Origin of the sequence: Halococcus saccharolyticus DSM 5350 (genome assembly GCF_000336915.1) — an archaeon.
GTDB classification, from domain to species: Archaea; Halobacteriota; Halobacteria; order Halobacteriales; family Halococcaceae; genus Halococcus; species Halococcus saccharolyticus.
On sequence record NZ_AOMD01000018.1, the window covers coordinates 123,815 to 137,777 of the forward strand.

15 protein-coding genes and 2 pseudogenes are annotated in these 13,963 nt (G+C 65.8%); 5 read left to right on the top strand and 12 right to left on the bottom strand.

Annotation, left to right across the window (positions count from 1 at the left end; all coding sequences use genetic code 11):
- Window positions 1–37: 37 nt before the first annotated feature.
- Together purL and C449_RS07055 are read right to left on the bottom strand one after the other, a co-directional pair.
- A complete protein-coding gene (gene purL / locus C449_RS07050) occupies window positions 38–2,275 on the bottom strand; it encodes a phosphoribosylformylglycinamidine synthase subunit PurL (RefSeq protein WP_006077293.1) in 2,238 nt (745 codons plus the stop codon).
- Window positions 2,276–2,337: 62 nt separating this feature from the next.
- Complete coding sequence (locus C449_RS07055) at window positions 2,338–2,760, bottom strand: rhodanese-like domain-containing protein (protein WP_006077294.1); 423 nt, start codon at window positions 2,758–2,760, stop codon at window positions 2,338–2,340.
- Between the two features lie 163 nt (window positions 2,761–2,923).
- On the opposite strand from C449_RS07055, the gene C449_RS07060 reads away from it, so the two are divergent.
- Window positions 2,924–3,610: a PHP domain-containing protein gene (locus C449_RS07060; protein WP_006077295.1), complete on the top strand. Its 687-nt coding sequence runs from the start codon at window positions 2,924–2,926 to the stop codon at window positions 3,608–3,610.
- Between the two features lie 135 nt (window positions 3,611–3,745).
- A complete protein-coding gene (locus tag C449_RS07065) occupies window positions 3,746–4,816 on the top strand; it encodes a phytoene/squalene synthase family protein (RefSeq protein ID WP_006077296.1) in 1,071 nt (356 codons plus the stop codon).
- Window positions 4,817–4,871: 55 nt separating this feature from the next.
- Here C449_RS07065 and C449_RS07070 read toward each other — a convergent pair whose 3' ends face one another.
- The 6 genes and pseudogenes from C449_RS07070 to C449_RS07100 form a co-directional block, all read right to left on the bottom strand.
- A complete protein-coding gene (locus tag C449_RS07070; RefSeq protein ID WP_006077297.1) occupies window positions 4,872–5,348 on the bottom strand; it encodes an NUDIX hydrolase in 477 nt (158 codons plus the stop codon).
- A gap of 89 nt (window positions 5,349–5,437) precedes the next feature.
- Window positions 5,438–6,568 (bottom strand): annotated as a pseudogene (locus C449_RS18985) (transcription initiation factor IIB).
- A gap of 331 nt (window positions 6,569–6,899) precedes the next feature.
- Entirely contained in the window at window positions 6,900–7,211 is a 312-nt protein-coding gene (locus C449_RS07085) for a hypothetical protein (protein ID WP_006077300.1), read from the bottom strand.
- Window positions 7,212–7,266: 55 nt separating this feature from the next.
- Window positions 7,267–7,542: an ArsR/SmtB family transcription factor gene (locus tag C449_RS07090; RefSeq protein ID WP_006077301.1), complete on the bottom strand. Its 276-nt coding sequence runs from the start codon at window positions 7,540–7,542 to the stop codon at window positions 7,267–7,269.
- 54 nt (window positions 7,543–7,596) lie between these two features.
- On the bottom strand, window positions 7,597–7,881 hold the full coding sequence (locus C449_RS07095; RefSeq protein WP_006077302.1) for a DUF357 domain-containing protein: 285 nt from the start codon (window positions 7,879–7,881) through the stop codon (window positions 7,597–7,599).
- Window positions 7,882–7,949: 68 nt separating this feature from the next.
- Window positions 7,950–8,666, bottom strand: a complete 717-nt coding sequence (locus tag C449_RS07100) for a DUF2270 domain-containing protein (RefSeq protein ID WP_006077303.1) — start codon at window positions 8,664–8,666, stop codon at window positions 7,950–7,952.
- Between the two features lie 95 nt (window positions 8,667–8,761).
- Here C449_RS07100 and C449_RS07105 point away from each other — a divergent pair, with 95 nt between their 5' ends.
- Window positions 8,762–9,817, top strand: a complete 1,056-nt coding sequence (locus C449_RS07105; RefSeq protein WP_006077304.1) for an NAD(P)/FAD-dependent oxidoreductase — start codon at window positions 8,762–8,764, stop codon at window positions 9,815–9,817.
- A 3-nt stretch (window positions 9,818–9,820) separates the two neighbouring features.
- Here the strand turns inward: C449_RS07105 and C449_RS07110 are convergent.
- Together C449_RS07110 and C449_RS07115 are read right to left on the bottom strand one after the other, a co-directional pair.
- A pseudogene (locus tag C449_RS07110) lies at window positions 9,821–11,211 on the bottom strand (UDP-N-acetylglucosamine 2-epimerase).
- A 92-nt stretch (window positions 11,212–11,303) separates the two neighbouring features.
- Window positions 11,304–11,969, bottom strand: a complete 666-nt coding sequence (locus C449_RS07115; protein WP_006077305.1) for a 2,5-diamino-6-(ribosylamino)-4(3H)-pyrimidinone 5'-phosphate reductase — start codon at window positions 11,967–11,969, stop codon at window positions 11,304–11,306.
- A 116-nt stretch (window positions 11,970–12,085) separates the two neighbouring features.
- On the opposite strand from C449_RS07115, the gene C449_RS07120 reads away from it, so the two are divergent.
- Window positions 12,086–12,484 (top strand): cupin domain-containing protein, encoded by a 399-nt coding sequence (locus C449_RS07120; RefSeq protein ID WP_006077306.1) that lies wholly within the window; start codon window positions 12,086–12,088, stop codon window positions 12,482–12,484.
- A gap of 31 nt (window positions 12,485–12,515) precedes the next feature.
- Here C449_RS07120 and C449_RS07125 read toward each other — a convergent pair whose 3' ends face one another.
- Window positions 12,516–13,025: an HVO_2922 family protein gene (locus C449_RS07125; protein WP_006077307.1), complete on the bottom strand. Its 510-nt coding sequence runs from the start codon at window positions 13,023–13,025 to the stop codon at window positions 12,516–12,518.
- A gap of 73 nt (window positions 13,026–13,098) precedes the next feature.
- Window positions 13,099–13,341 (bottom strand): glutathione S-transferase N-terminal domain-containing protein, encoded by a 243-nt coding sequence (locus C449_RS07130; protein ID WP_006077308.1) that lies wholly within the window; start codon window positions 13,339–13,341, stop codon window positions 13,099–13,101.
- Between the two features lie 133 nt (window positions 13,342–13,474).
- Here C449_RS07130 and C449_RS07135 point away from each other — a divergent pair, with 133 nt between their 5' ends.
- Window positions 13,475–13,951, top strand: coding sequence for a peroxiredoxin family protein (locus C449_RS07135; protein ID WP_006077309.1), 477 nt, complete (start codon window positions 13,475–13,477; stop codon window positions 13,949–13,951).
- Window positions 13,952–13,963: the final 12 nt, after the last annotated feature.

The window sequence follows — 13,963 nt, forward strand, 5'->3', positions numbered from 1 at the left end:
GTTGTGATACGCCGTCGTCGTTCTCGCGGTCGTCCGCTCAGTCCATCTCGCGGTCGAGCACTGCCCGACGTTCGGCGATCGTCTCGGCCGACATCGAGAGTTCGGTGTCGCCGACGCTCGCTTCGAGCCGGTCGGTGTCGGTCGTCGACCCGAGTTCGTGCACCGGTGCGATGCCCGCGAACGCCTCACGGACCGCTGTCGGCTCCTTGGTCTCGACGACCGCGCGGCCCGGCTGTTCGTGAAAGAAGTGCTCGGTCGAACTCGCTGGACCCTCGATTTCGACGGTCGCACCCACAGCCGGCGTGACCATCTCCGCGAGCGTCACCGCGAGCCCGCCGTGGCTCGCGTCGTGGACCGCGGTCGTCGCCTCGTGGTTCGCCACCGTCGCGAGCGCCTCGACGAGTGCGGCCGGGTTCGCCGGCAGTGACGGGAACCGGTCGGAGCCCTCCAGAGCGAGGTATGCCGACCCGCCGAGTCCCGCCGGTTCGCCGTCGAGAACGCGATCCCCGACCACGAGGAGCGTTCCCTCTCCAGCGAGCGCGGTCGACGGCCCGGCGTCGGCGTGCATCGGTCCCTCGTCAGTGTTCATCGGTCCTTCGTCGGTGTCTACGTTCCGCCTGGAATCGTCCCACGCTCGCGTGCCGACCATCGCGAGCGTCGGCGTCGGCGGGATCGGCCCCGCCACCGAGTCGTTGTAGAGCGAGACGTTGCCGCCGACGACCGGTACCGAGAGGTCGCTGCACATGTCGGCCAGTCCGTCGACGATCGCGGAAAAGCCGCCGTAGACGTCGGGCTTCTCGGGGTTGCCACCGTTGAGACAGTCGACGGCGGCGAGCGGCTTTGCCCCCGTGGCGGCGAGATTCGTCGCGTTTTCGAGTGCGATCGCGCACGCGCCCTCGTAGGGGGCGGCGCTCGTCCAGCGAGGCTCTGCACCCGCCGAGATCGCGAGGCCGACGCCGGCCTCGTGGAGATCCATCACCGCCGCGTCGTCGCCTGGCCGGACGGCGGTCCGGAGCCCGACTTCGTGATCGTACTGGCGGTACACCCACTCCTTGCTCGCGGTGTTCGGATCGCTCAACACCCGCTCGAAGGACTGTTCGACGGTGGCGTCGGGAAGGTCGCGTTCGGGCTGTGTGGGCGATTCAGCCGGCAAATCGTTCATCGGTGCACCGTCGGCGAGGTAGGTCGCGGGGACGTCGACGACAGCTTCTCCGCCGAACGAACAGGTGTAGTTGCCCTCGGTGATCTCGCCGATGACCGAACACCCGAGATCGAACCGTTCGGCGATCTCCCGCACTCGGTCGGTATCCTCGGGCCGGACTTCGTAGCACATCCGTTCCTGTGATTCGGCGAGCAGGATCTCTGTCGCGTTCATCCCCGGTTCGCGCCGGTGGACCGCTTCGAGATCGATCTCGGCCCCGAGATCGCCCTTGGCAACCAGCTCCGACGAGGCTCCACCGAGTCCAGCGGCCCCGAGATCCCGCGCCGACTGCACGAGGTCCTCGTCGAGCAGCGCCTCGTTCGCCTCGATCAGGAGCTTCTCGGTATAAGGGTCACCGACCTGGACCGCCGGCCGGTCCTCGGTTTCTGCGTCCTCGGCGAGGTCCTCGCTCGCGAAGCTCGCCCCACCCAATCCGTCGCGCCCGGTGGCGTTCCCGACGAGCACCAGCTTGTTCCCCGCGCGCTGTGCCTCGGCGGTGACGAGTCGATTCGCGGGGAGGAGCCCCGCACACGCCACGTTCACGAGGGGATTTCCTTCGTAACCGGAATGAAACGCGACGCTGCCGCCCACGGTCGGCACGCCGATCGCGTTGCCGTAGTCCGCGATCCCCTCAACGACGCCATCGAACAGGTACCGTGAGTGTTCGCGGTCGAAACCGCCGAAATAGAGTGAATCGGTCAGCGCGATCGGGTACGCGCCCATCGAGAGCGTGTCGCGGACGATCCCGCCGACGCCTGTGGCTGCGCCGTCGTAGGGGTCGACGTACGAGGGGTGGTTGTGGCTCTCGATCCCGAGCGTGACGTAGACATCGTCGTCACTATCGGCGTCGTTTCTGTCATTGTCGGGCGTCGGCACGGCCACCACGGCGGCGTCGTCACCAGGTCCGACCACCACGTCCTCGCTCTCGCTGTCGAACGCCGACAGCAGCGGGCGTGAGGAGCGGTACGCACAGTGTTCACTCCAGAGATTTTCGAACAGTGCGGCCTCCGCCGGCGTCGGCTCGCGGCCGAGTTCCGCGACGATCCGCTCGCGGTCGGCCTCGGGAAGGGGCATTGCCGGCGGGTTACGAGCGGTCCATCAAAGCGGTTGTGAATGACTGTGGTCGATGTCGCCGCTCAGGCAGCCATCTCGGTCGGACCGCCGGCTTCCGTCCACGCCTCGAAGCCTCCCTCGACGTTTGCAACTGCGGACAGCCCCATCTCCTGGGCCGTCTGCACAGCGAGCGCCGAGCGCCCACCCACGGCACAGTAAAAGAGAAACTCCGATCCCGAGGCGAACTCCTCGATGTGGTAGGGGCTCTCGGGATCGATATGGAACTCCAGCATTCCACGGGATGCGTGGATGGCTCCCGGGACCCGTCCTTTCGCATCGAGCTCCGGCCCATCTCGAACATCGACGAACACGACCTCGTGGTCGAGTCGGTCGATCGCCGTCTCAATCGGCAGTGTCGTGACTTCGGCGGCGGCTTCGGCCACCAGTTCCTCGTATCCTTTTGTCAGTTGCAGTTCTTCGGATGCCTGTTGGGACTCGTCGTACATCGTATCACCAGTGGTACCGTACGTCTCGCGAGGAAATATACTAGTACTGATACTCGGTAGCACGGGTGGACAGTGGACGATGGACGACGACGGTCGTTCGGTCGTTCGACAGGTATGGGGTCGATACCGGGGGACTTTTGCTCCACCGACCGAACTCACACCCGTGCTGTCGGCCGAGCTTCACTGTCACTCCGAACTGTCTTTCGACGGCCGTGATCCGGTCGACCTTCTGCTCTCCCAGGCCGAGGCCGTCGGTCTCGACGCGCTCGCCGTCACCGACCACGACGAGATCGACGCCAGCCTCGCGGCCGCCGAGCAAGCGTCGGAGTACGGCCTGATTGGAATTCCCGGCTCCGAGGTGAGCAGTGCCGCCGGCCACGTGCTCGCGCTCGGGATCATCGAACGGGTTCCCGCCGGCCTGCCGTTCGAGGAGACCGTTTCGCGCATCCGCGATCAGGGCGGGATCGCGGTCGTTCCGCATCCGTTTCAGCGATCACGTAGTGGCGTTGCACCACACATCACCCGCGACACGCTCGCAAGCGCCGACGCGATCGAGACGTACAACTCCCGGCTGCTCACCGGGCGCTCGAACCGCCGGGCCGAGCGCTTCGCGGAGACGAACGATCTCCCGATGACGGCGGGCAGCGACGCCCACATCGCGGAGATGGTCGGCCAGGCGGTCACGGAGATCGACACCGACGAGCGGTCGGTCGAGGGTGTGCTCGACGCGATCCGTGCGGGCCGCACCAGAGTGGTCGGAAAGCGAACCCCGTGGCGGATCAGTTTTCGCCAGGCGAGCGGCGGCGTCAAGCGTCGTATCAAGAACCGTCTCGCGAACGTCTTCGGGTAGCGTCTCGCCGCGGCGTTCCTCGGACGATCCGCGACGTCCGATCGCCGACACGGCTGTGGACCGGACGACGATCCGTCGAAAACGGGCGTTCGTTTCTCAGGGCTTTTGTAGCTCAACGACGAACTGTGTCGGGAGATGACTACCGGCTCCGAGGAGTCGACGGACGCGGAGCGTCGACGGTGGTGTCACGATGCGCTCGACGGGACCTCGCGCACGTTCGCCATCACCGTCGATGTGCTCGACGAGCCGATGGCCACCCAGATCTGCGTCAGCTACCTCCTCTGTCGTGTCGCCGACACCGTCGAGGACGCCGGCCACATCCCCTCCGATGTCCAGGTCGATCTGCTCGAAACGTACGACCGCGCGCTCGATCCCGACGATACAACCGGAATCGAAGCGTTCGCCGAGGCGGTCGAACCGTGGCTCCCCGCCGATCCCGACGCCGACTGGACCGTGGTCGCTCGTGCCCCGCGCGTCGTCCGGGCGTTCGAGGATCTCGATCCGAGCGCGCGCGAGGCGGCCCGTGACCCCATCCGCGAGCTCGTCTCCGGGATGGCGATGTTCGTCGAACGCTACGCCGACACCGAGGGAATCCGAATCGAAACCGTCGACGAACTAGAGGAGTACTGCTGGTACGTCGCGGGAACGATCGGGACGCTGATCACGAACCTCCTCGCACGGGACGCCTCCCCGGAACGGACGCGCCAGCTCCGCGAGAACGACCGCTCGTTCGCCCTCCTGCTCCAGCTCGTGAACGTCGCGAAGGACGTCACCGACGACTACCGCGAGGAGAACAACGTCTATCTCCCCGCGACGTGGCTCCGCGAGCACGGCGTCGAGCCGGACGGGGTCTGCGACCCCGAGAACACTTCCGCGGTCGCGAGCGTGATCCGGCGAGTCGCCGACCACGCGTCGGGCTACGTCGACGGCGCGCGAACCTACCTCGAAGCGACGCCCGAAACCCGCGGCAACACGCTCGCGGCGTGGACCGTCCCCTACCTGCTCGCGGTCGGCACCCTCCGCGAACTCGACGAACGCGCCGAGGACGTCGTCCGTGAGGGGGGTGTGAAGATCTCGCGGGCGGAGGTGCTCGCGATCGTCAACCGGTTCTCGGACGGCGTCGACCGTGCCGCGATCGAACGGCTCCGAACACAGATCGCCGCCGCACCCTTCCACCAGCACGCAAAGCGCCAGCAATCGGACTGAGCGCTCACGATCGATTTTGTGCCCGTGGCCGCAACGGTAGACCGACTCGATCCCGTTAAGTGTCGTCCTCGACGGTAGCGATGGCTTCACACCCGATCTGCACCGTGTCGGCGTCGAGATCACTCGTGTGGAGATCGTCGGGCGCGTACCACGCCCACGCGTCCGATCCGGGCTCGTCGTCGCCCGCGGGTTCGATCTCGCGGTGATCCACACGGGCGAAGTAGACGAGATCGATATGCTGGTGACTCACCCGTCCGTCGGGATGTACGTCGACGTCGTAGAGCATCCGATACCGTGGCTGCGGCAGCGCCCGTCCGGCAGGCGCGTCGATGTCCGATACGCTGGCGACGAGATCGGCGTCGAGCCCCGTCTCTTCGCGCACCTCACGGAGTCCCGCCTTGTAGGGGAGTTCGTCGCGGTCGACGTGACCGCCCGGTGGGATCGTGATACCGAGTCGAGGATGGTCGTGGAGCGCCGTCGCCCCGTCGTTGACGACGTACACCGTCGCCGTGAGATGGCGGGTCGTTTCCATGGCCGACGAACACGCCGATCTACATTCATTTTTGGGACACACGGACGAAGGCGAACGTTCGGTCGAGAAACGACGGATCCTGGACCGACTTACGGAGCCTGGACCTGCTCTTCGGCTTCGAGGAGTTCGTGGTACCGATTGCGGATGGTGACTTCGGAGATGTCGGCGACCTCCGAAACAGCGCCCTGGGTGACCTTTTCGTTGGTGAGGAGTGCGGCGGCGTAGANATGGTGACTTCGGAGATGTCGGCGACCTCCGAAACAGCGCCCTGGGTGACCTTTTCGTTGGTGAGGAGTGCGGCGGCGTAGACGGCGGCGGCGGCGAGTCCGACGGGGCTCTTCCCGCTGTGGACGCCCTCTTCTTTGGCGGTGTCGAGGAGCTGTCGCGCGCGGCGTTCGGACTCCTCGGAGAGATCGAGGTCGGAGGCGAAGCGGGGAACGTAGCTCGCGGGGTCGGCGGGCTGGATTTCGAGACCGAGTTCCCGTACCACGTACCGGTACGTCCGGGCGACCTCGCTCTTTTCGACCCGGGAGACGGTAGCGATCTCGTCGAGTGAGCGTGGGGTGCCGGCCTGTCGGGCGGCGGCGTAGAGCGCGGAGGTGNAGGAGATCCTCGTCGAGGGCGCGGCGGTAGATGACGGAAGCAGTTTCGCGGACGGAGTCGGGAAGCCCCAGAGCGGAGGCCATGCGGTCGATTTCGCCGAGGGCCTGTTTGAGGTTGCGTTCCTTCGAATCCCTGGTACGGAAGCGCTCGTTCCAGGTACGGAGGCGCTGCATTTTCTGGCGCTGACGGCTCGACAGACTGTTGCCGTAGGCGTCTTTGTCCTGCCAGCCGATGTTGGTCGAGAGGCCCTTGTCGTGCATCATGTTCGTGGTGGGCGCACCGACTCGCGACTTCTGATCGCGCTCGGCGGAGTCGAAGGCGCGCCACTCGGGGCCACGATCGATCTCGTCGGCCTCAACCACCAGTCCGCAGTCGGTACACACCGTCTCGCCGTGCTCGGTGTCGCTGACCAGNCACTCGGGGCCACGATCGATCTCGTCGGCCTCAACCACCAGTCCGCAGTCGGTACACACCGTCTCGCCGTGCTCGGTGTCGCTGACCAGCCGGCCGCCACACTCCGGGCACACCAGCTCGTCCTCGGGGGCCTCCTCTTCCTGTTCGGTCTCGTTCTCTCGAGTCTCTTCCTCGCGGTTGATTCGGGTCGTTGTGTCGCTCATGATTGAGTTAGTGGGGTCTGAAGCGGTCGGCTGCTGGGGATGGTTCGTGGACGGTCCCAGAACTCGGTGCTTAACCAATCGTTAGTCCGTAAAGGACTTAAATCTGTCGGAGATTGGTGGTTGAGAACGGCCGTCTCAAAGCCTCATGAGGGCGTAATCAGGCACCTCAAAAACCTTGGCATATCGATGGTTTTTGGTGGTCTGATCGGCCCTGAGCGTTCGGGACTCGGGCCGGTTGTGCTACGCTTTCGGATAGTTCGTGCCAGTCTTCGACCGCCGACGCTGACTCATGTTGTTCACGTTCAAAATCGATCGCTACGGCGTTTCGCAGTCAATCCCACGTCACCCATGTGAGAAAGACGATACCGGCGAACTCCAGGGCGCGAAGCGCCAGCATCGCCCGCTGAGCGATGGGTGGGACGAGACTCGCTGTGTTGATCCACACCGTGAGGTCGGGATTGAAGACGAAGAGGTATATCGCTAGTGCGTTCTCCGCGAGGAGCAACACGGCGAACACCAGCAGTCCGAGCGTGTGCTTCGAGCGGAATCGATAGAAGTTCCGTCCCCATACGTACCCGAGGCCGGCGAGGAGGAGTACGTTGAGCACGCTCAATGCGTGCATCGCGTCGATCAGGACGGCCATCTACCTCCTCCTACCCTGTACGGCCGCATATACTCTTTCCCAATTCGTACCATACTCACTCCACCTGTTCGATGATTTCCTCGACGGTGTCCCAGTGGTGGCGCGCTTGATCTGTCGGCAGATAAATCGCGCCGTAGTCGTCGCCGCTGTCCTGCAACACGCCGTTGTCTTCGAGCACGTCGAGGTGATGTCGGACGGTTTTGTAGTCGAGTTCGAGGTCTTCGGCGAGCTGGTTCGCGTTTCGCGGTCGCTCGTCGAGGGCCCGGAGGATACGCACGCGGTTCGTGCCGCCGCGAGTACCCGTCAGCACGTACCACAGGACGGCCTCCATCGAGCGAAACTGACACACCCACCCCTTGTAAGCGCACCGACCGCGCACCGCGTTTCACACGGTGAACAGGTCATCCTCTGTGGGCACCGCGAACAGCCCGATCCGTGCACCCGCATCGAGCCACGCATGTCCGTACGAAAACGCCGCGAGCGCGTTCACTGGGTCGTCTGTTTCGCGGAAGTGCCGGCCGTCGTCGAGGTAGGACTGTGCCATCTCGCGGTACTCGGTCGCGGATTCGGCCAGTGGAGTTCCGTCCGGCGGCACGACGCTTGCCGCATCGAGTGCGTCGGCGAGCAGCCGTTCGTAGCGATCGGTCTTCTCGTCGAGATCGGCGGACATACCGACGGAAGCGGCGGCCGTGACCTAAGCGCTTCCGTCGCCGATCACCGCTTTCCCTCGAACGGGTATCAATCGCTCTCCTTCCACTCCCCGCGCTCGACCGTCCCGAACTCGCCCTTGGAGTGACGTTCGCGCGGCCAGAACGCGATCGCGACGACGATGGCGTAGAACGTTCCCACGATACCAAACACGACGAACCCCGGCACCGATCCCACTCTAGCCGCTTCGATCACCGGTCGAGTCGAGAAGGCCGTGAGTTTGAACAGCCACGCGGCGAGCATGAGGAGCAAGAACGGAAGATAGATGCGACGGAGCCGACGCGCGAGTGCTTCGGTGTAGGGCGTTTTGATCGTCGGATTCCGGTAGTCCTCGCTGAGTTCGCGTCGCCAGTTGCGGTGCTCGACGCCTTGGGAGGGATCGAGCGTGTTCGCGAAGAGGTTCTCCTGTAGCAGCCGTGCCCGGGCTCGATACACGTCGTAGGCCTGGTAGCGCCGTGCTTCGATCGCCAGGAACATCGTGATTACCACCATCCCGGTGAGGAGGATCACGTGATTGCCCTCGGTCGAGAAGGCGTACACCAGAACAGCGGCAATGATCGTCACAGCCCAGTTGATCGTCTCGTCGAGACGACCGCGCCACGTCGTGACCACGCTCATCTCGCCGCGATAGAAGTGTGCCACGACTGACCCCAGCCCCGTGCTCTTCGAGACCATCTCGCGCCCGATCTCGCGTTCCTCACGCTCCTCCGGATCGAACTCGTCCCAGTCTCTGTCACTTTCTCCCATGATTGTCGGAGATTCGCTGTGCGTTCGTAAAACCACGCCGCCTGCGTGCACGCGGGAGCACAACTTAGTTACCCGCCGGTCGCCAATCACGAACCATGACCGAGAACCCGGAGCCGGAGCACCACCGACTCGTCGTCGCAGGGTCGGGGATCGCGGGACTGACGGCGGCGATCTACGCCGCGCGCTCGAACAACGAGCCCCTCGTGCTCGAAGGGCGCGAACCGGGGGGCCAGCTTACCTTGACGACCGACGTCGCTAACTACCCGGGCTTTCCCGAGGGGATCGGTGGCCCCGAGCTGGTGAACGACATGCAGGCCCAGGCCGAGCGTTTCGGCGCGGAGATCCGTCACGGCGTGATCGAGCACGTCGACGATTCGGACCGCCCCTTCGAGATCGAACTCGCCGACGGCACGCGCCTCACCGCCGACGCCGTGATCGCCGCGAGCGGCGCGAGCGCGCGGACCCTTGGAATTCCGGGCGAGGACGAGCTGATGGGCTACGGTGTCTCGACGTGTGCGACCTGCGACGGAGCCTTCTTCCGCGACGAGGAGATGATCGTGGTCGGTGGCGGCGACGCCGCGATGGAGGAGGCCACCTTCCTCACGAAGTTCGCCTCCAAAGTGTACGTGATCCACCGCCGCGAGGCGTTCCGGGCGGAGGACTACTGGATCGACCGGCTCGAAGAGCACGTCGAGGCCGGCGATATCGAGGTCGTCCGAAACGCTGAACTCACCGAGATCCGTGGCTCACCCGACGGGGGCATCGAGGGTGCGTCGCTCGTTCGTCATCCCGAGGGTCACCCCACGGAGCGACTCGACGACTCCGAGACCGAGCGCTTCGAAATGGACGTCGGTGCGGTCTTCCTCGCCATCGGCCACACGCCGAACACCGACTATCTCGAAGATACGGGGGTCGAAATGGACGACGCAGGCTACCTCGACACCCGGGGTGGCGCTGGCGGCGGTCAGACCAGAACCGGAGTGCCGGGGATCTTCGGCGCGGGCGACGTCGTCGACTACCACTACCAGCAGGCCGTGACCGCTGGCGGGATGGGCTGTAAGGCCGCGATCGACGCCGACGACTACCTCGAAACCCTCGACGAGGAGCCCGCGACCGACGCCGAGGCGGCGCTCGCCGAATCCGACGACTGATTCTCAGAGGTAGTCGAAAGCACCGTCGCCGACGTCGAACGCGGCGCGGTCGTGAGACCACTCGAAGGTGGCCGGATCGTCGAGCTCCTCGAAGTAGCGCACGATCTCCGTGCCGACGTCCTCACCGTAGAGGCGTGGCCCCGACCCGAGGCGGTCGCGGGTGGTGTCGTCGGTGAACGCGTACTCGACGAGCGTGGCCATCGATTCGCCGGACACGGGCGGGACCAGCAGGTTCGTGTTGGCGTCCATCACCGTCTCGGGGCGGTCGGTGTTGAACCGGGCGGTGAGACACCGCGTCTCCCGGATGTGGTTGAGTTCCTCCTGGACGCTGCCGGAGTCGGTGAGCGCCGCGAAACACTGCCCGGAGCGGAAGAACTCGTAGACGTGGGCGTGCTTCTTCCAGAGACCAGTGAAGAGGAAGTTGTCGTTGTCGGCGGCGAGGCGTTCGAGGGTCTCGCGGAGCCCGTACTCGTCGAGCGCGGTGCCTGTCGCGTGCAGTTCCACGAAGTTGACGTTGTAGCCCGCTTCCACCAGGCGGATCACACAGTCCACGATCGCGCGGAACCGATCGGGGAGGAGGTTCGCGCGGCGGTGGATGTCAACTCGGATCCAGTCGTCGCGCTCTTCCAGTTCGGGGTAGACGTCGAAGACCGACTCCCCGCCTCCAGTATCGGCCTTTAGCTCGATGGCATCCACGACCGAATTTCCGACCACCGGGATGCGTTCCTCGTCGCCGACAGCAGCAGGATACCCCTCGCGCACGAGGTGGTCGCGGTTCAGCTCGACCGGTGCGAGGTGGTAGAGACAGGCCGCCGAGCCGACGAACGTGTCGTACTGCTCGGGGAACGGCTCGGCACGATCGAGGGACCACTCGCCCCCCATTGATCGCGGACGAACGCGGCGGCGTCCACATCGTTGCCGGCGTAGGCGTCGAACGACGGAGCCATCCCCCGCAGCCCCGCCTCGTTGTGGGCGGCGTACTGGTTGGTGGCGAACGCCCACGCCTGGGGGACGATGCCGGCGGCGTGCGTATCGCCGTGAACGAGAGGGAGCACCGTCGTCTCGGGGTAGTGTTCGTCGAGATGGGCGGCGATGTCGGCGACCCGAGTCGTGACCTGGGCCGTCTTCTCCGAGAGGCCGCCGCGCACGCCGAGATCCACCGCGATCGCGTCGTCGATGCCGTACTCCACGAGGCCGTGTCCGAGGACGTCGTCGTAGTGTTGCCCGGTGTGAAGGGCGAAACACGGGAACCCGCGGTCACGGGCGGCGGCGACGACGGGTGCCTGCTTGTAGAAGTCGGGTTTGGTCGCCGTCACCACCGCGAGGGCGAGATCGGCGTCACCCCCGTCGAGTGCTGCATCGAGTCGATCCTCGTGGATCCGAAGACCAGCCATTCCGTGGCCGTTTCCGCGTCGCCAGCTTATAGGCTTCTCTTCGATCCCGACGGCTCCATCGCCGCTTTCGGCTGCGGACGCGGGTGGAACGCTCACCCCTCGACGGCGTAGGAGAGAACGACGCCGTCGTCGAGTCGTTCGACGTCGGCCAGTGTGAGTTCGGGGAACGCCTCGACGAACCCCTCGCCGTCGGCGAGCGTCGGTGCGTCGCGCCCGCCGATGATAAGCGAGCCGACGTACACCGAGAGATCGTCGACCACGCCCGCCGTGAACGCCGAAAAGAGGAGTTCGCCACCGCCCTCGATCAGCAGTCGGTCGATACCTTCCGATTCGAGTTCGTCGAGTCCCGCGGCGAGATCGACGCGCTCCGTGCCGGCCTCGACGAGGTGTGCGCCAGCATCGCGGAGCGCGGCACGTCGGTCGTCGGGGGCGTCCTCGCCCACTAGAAGATGGGTCTCAGCCGCGTCGTCAAGCACGCGGGCGTCGGTCGGCGTTCTCGCACGGGTGTCGATCACCACCCGTGCGGGGTGCTCGGGATCGCCGCGCTCGCGCCGCTCGGCACGCAGGTCGGGGTCCTCGACGGTGAGGTGGGGATCGTCGGCGAGAACGGTGCCGATCCCGACGGCGACCCCGTCGCAGTCCGCTCGAATCGCGTCGACCCGCGCGAAGTCCTTGGGACCGCTGATCCGCACCCGGTCGCGCCGGCGCGAGGAGAGTTTACCGTCGGCGCTCATCGCCGCATTGACCACGACGTTCATGACGGGCCTCCCCGTTGCTCGGGAAAGCCGCTTTCGGTGGGATGACGGATGCGGTGCGGCCGGGAAGCGCTGCGGCTGGGCCACAGACTTTTGCGCTATCCCGTCGTCGCGTGCGTATGGACTCCGACGTGGTCCACACCGACGACGTCCCGGTAACCGACCTTGCCGAGATCGACGAGATCCCGCCCGACCTCGACATCCGCTCGATCGACGACGCCCTCGGCACCGAGAAAACGAACTGCAAGCTCTGGTACTTCGATCCCGGCGAGGAGATCACCTATCACGCCCACTCCGAACAGGAGGAGCTCTACTACATCATCGAGGGAGAGTTCTCGCTCAAGCTCGGTCGGTCGGGCGAGGAGGAGTATCACGAGGTCGGCCCGGGAACCTTCTACGCCGCGGGTCCCGAGGTCGGCCACGGCCACCGGTATCTCGGCGACGACCAGGGGATCGTCCTCGCGATCGGCGCGCCGGCGGTCGAGGACCCCGGACTCGACCCACACGAGATCGACTGACGATCCTCGACGGCCGCCCGACACCACCGCGCTACTCGGTGTCGATCCTGGCACCCGGTGCGTTCCGGCGGACGCTCCGCAGTCCCTTCAGTGCGTTCTGCTTCGAGGCGTACCCCTCGCCGCCGTCCGCGATCACGTTGCCGTTGCGGTGGACGAGCCGCCACCGCCACTCGTCGGCCCGATCACGGAAGACCTCGAACCGCGCGAGGCTCTCCGCTGCCGTCTCCTCACCGGTCACCGGCGGCGCGTCGGCCGTCTCGCCAGCACTGTCGCCCTCGTGCTGTACGACGCTTTCCTCGCTTGCGGGTTCCGACCACTCGATCTCGACTTCGAACTCCACGTCCGATCCCTCGTCGGTTCGCTCGCGTTCGAGTTCGATCTCGATCGTCGACTGGTCGGGCGGTCGCACGGTCACCGATCGGCCGTTGTCGGCGAGCGTCACCGTCCCGCCGTCGAACTGATCGGCCAGTGATCGGAATATCGCGGCGATTTCGGCGCGGTCGCGGGTTCGCTCGGTCTCGAAGAGAGTCTCCTCGGCCATACCCCTCCGTTCGCTGGGCGAACATATGAATGCGACTCCCCTCCTCATCTCCGCCGACGAAGTGGTCCGTCGGTCAGGCCGCGTAGGTGGTGTCGAGGTATTCGACGATCCGCTCCGACTCGGCCATCGTGATCCCGCGCTCGTCGTCGACGAGCACCGGGACCGCACGCTGGCCCGACACCCGCTTGACCTCGTCGCGCTTCGAGTGGAGACCCTCGGTCCAGACGCTCTCGAACTCGATGTCGAGTTCGTCGAGTCGATCGACAACGAGCTCGCAGTACGGACACCCTTCGAGCCGGTAGAGCGTGAGGCTCATACTCGAACACGGAGCGCCACGGGCAAAAGCGTGTTCCGCCGGAGGGACCGCGCATCCGTGCCGACTCTTGCCGTCCACACGCCCCAGCCTTGCCGACCGGAGACTTTTCGCCCACGGCGGTCGATATCGGGGTATGCCACCGAGCGAAGGCGAGCACGCGCCGGATTTCGAAGCGCTGCTGTGTGACGGCGAGACTTTTCGGCCGCGACGGCTCGCCGACGTACTCGACGGCGGCTGTGTGGTCGTCTTCTACGGGTTCTCGTTCAGCGCCATCGCGGAGAACTGGTGGAAGCGCTACGATCGCGCTGGATGGGACGACTTCGACGTCCCAGTGGTCGGCGTGAGTCGCGACGGGCCGTACGCCCAGAACGCCTTCCTCCGTGACCTCGACAGCCCGTTCCGCCTGTTCAGCGACGTCGAGGGCACCGCCGCCGATGCGTACGACCTGCTGACTGAACGCGACGGGATGGATTCGACTCGGACCGCGCGCCGCTCCGTCTTCGTTCTCGACGCCGAGCGACAGGTCGTCGATCGCTGGCTCGCCGACGACTGGATCTCGCCGGTGCCTCGCGAGAAGATCGAGGCCGCGATCGCCGAGCGGACACGGTAACGTTCGGGAAAA

What these genes read in the sequence shown, in the direction of transcription:
- purL (WP_006077293.1), bottom strand. Translation starts at nt 2,275, where the DNA reads ATGCCCCTTCCCGAGGCCGACCGCGAGCGGATCGTCGCGGAACTCGGC.
- C449_RS07055 (WP_006077294.1), bottom strand. Translation starts at nt 2,760, where the DNA reads ATGTACGACGAGTCCCAACAGGCATCCGAAGAACTGCAACTGACAAAA.
- C449_RS07065 (WP_006077296.1), top strand. Translation starts at nt 3,746, where the DNA reads ATGACTACCGGCTCCGAGGAGTCGACGGACGCGGAGCGTCGACGGTGG.
- C449_RS07070 (WP_006077297.1), bottom strand. Translation starts at nt 5,348, where the DNA reads ATGGAAACGACCCGCCATCTCACGGCGACGGTGTACGTCGTCAACGAC.
- C449_RS07085 (WP_006077300.1), bottom strand. Translation starts at nt 7,211, where the DNA reads ATGGCCGTCCTGATCGACGCGATGCACGCATTGAGCGTGCTCAACGTA.
- C449_RS07090 (WP_006077301.1), bottom strand. Translation starts at nt 7,542, where the DNA reads ATGGAGGCCGTCCTGTGGTACGTGCTGACGGGTACTCGCGGCGGCACG.
- C449_RS07095 (WP_006077302.1), bottom strand. Translation starts at nt 7,881, where the DNA reads ATGTCCGCCGATCTCGACGAGAAGACCGATCGCTACGAACGGCTGCTC.
- C449_RS07100 (WP_006077303.1), bottom strand. Translation starts at nt 8,666, where the DNA reads ATGGGAGAAAGTGACAGAGACTGGGACGAGTTCGATCCGGAGGAGCGT.
- C449_RS07105 (WP_006077304.1), top strand. Translation starts at nt 8,762, where the DNA reads ATGACCGAGAACCCGGAGCCGGAGCACCACCGACTCGTCGTCGCAGGG.
- C449_RS07115 (WP_006077305.1), bottom strand. Translation starts at nt 11,969, where the DNA reads ATGAACGTCGTGGTCAATGCGGCGATGAGCGCCGACGGTAAACTCTCC.
- C449_RS07120 (WP_006077306.1), top strand. Translation starts at nt 12,086, where the DNA reads ATGGACTCCGACGTGGTCCACACCGACGACGTCCCGGTAACCGACCTT.
- C449_RS07125 (WP_006077307.1), bottom strand. Translation starts at nt 13,025, where the DNA reads ATGGCCGAGGAGACTCTCTTCGAGACCGAGCGAACCCGCGACCGCGCC.
- C449_RS07130 (WP_006077308.1), bottom strand. Translation starts at nt 13,341, where the DNA reads ATGAGCCTCACGCTCTACCGGCTCGAAGGGTGTCCGTACTGCGAGCTC.
- C449_RS07135 (WP_006077309.1), top strand. Translation starts at nt 13,475, where the DNA reads ATGCCACCGAGCGAAGGCGAGCACGCGCCGGATTTCGAAGCGCTGCTG.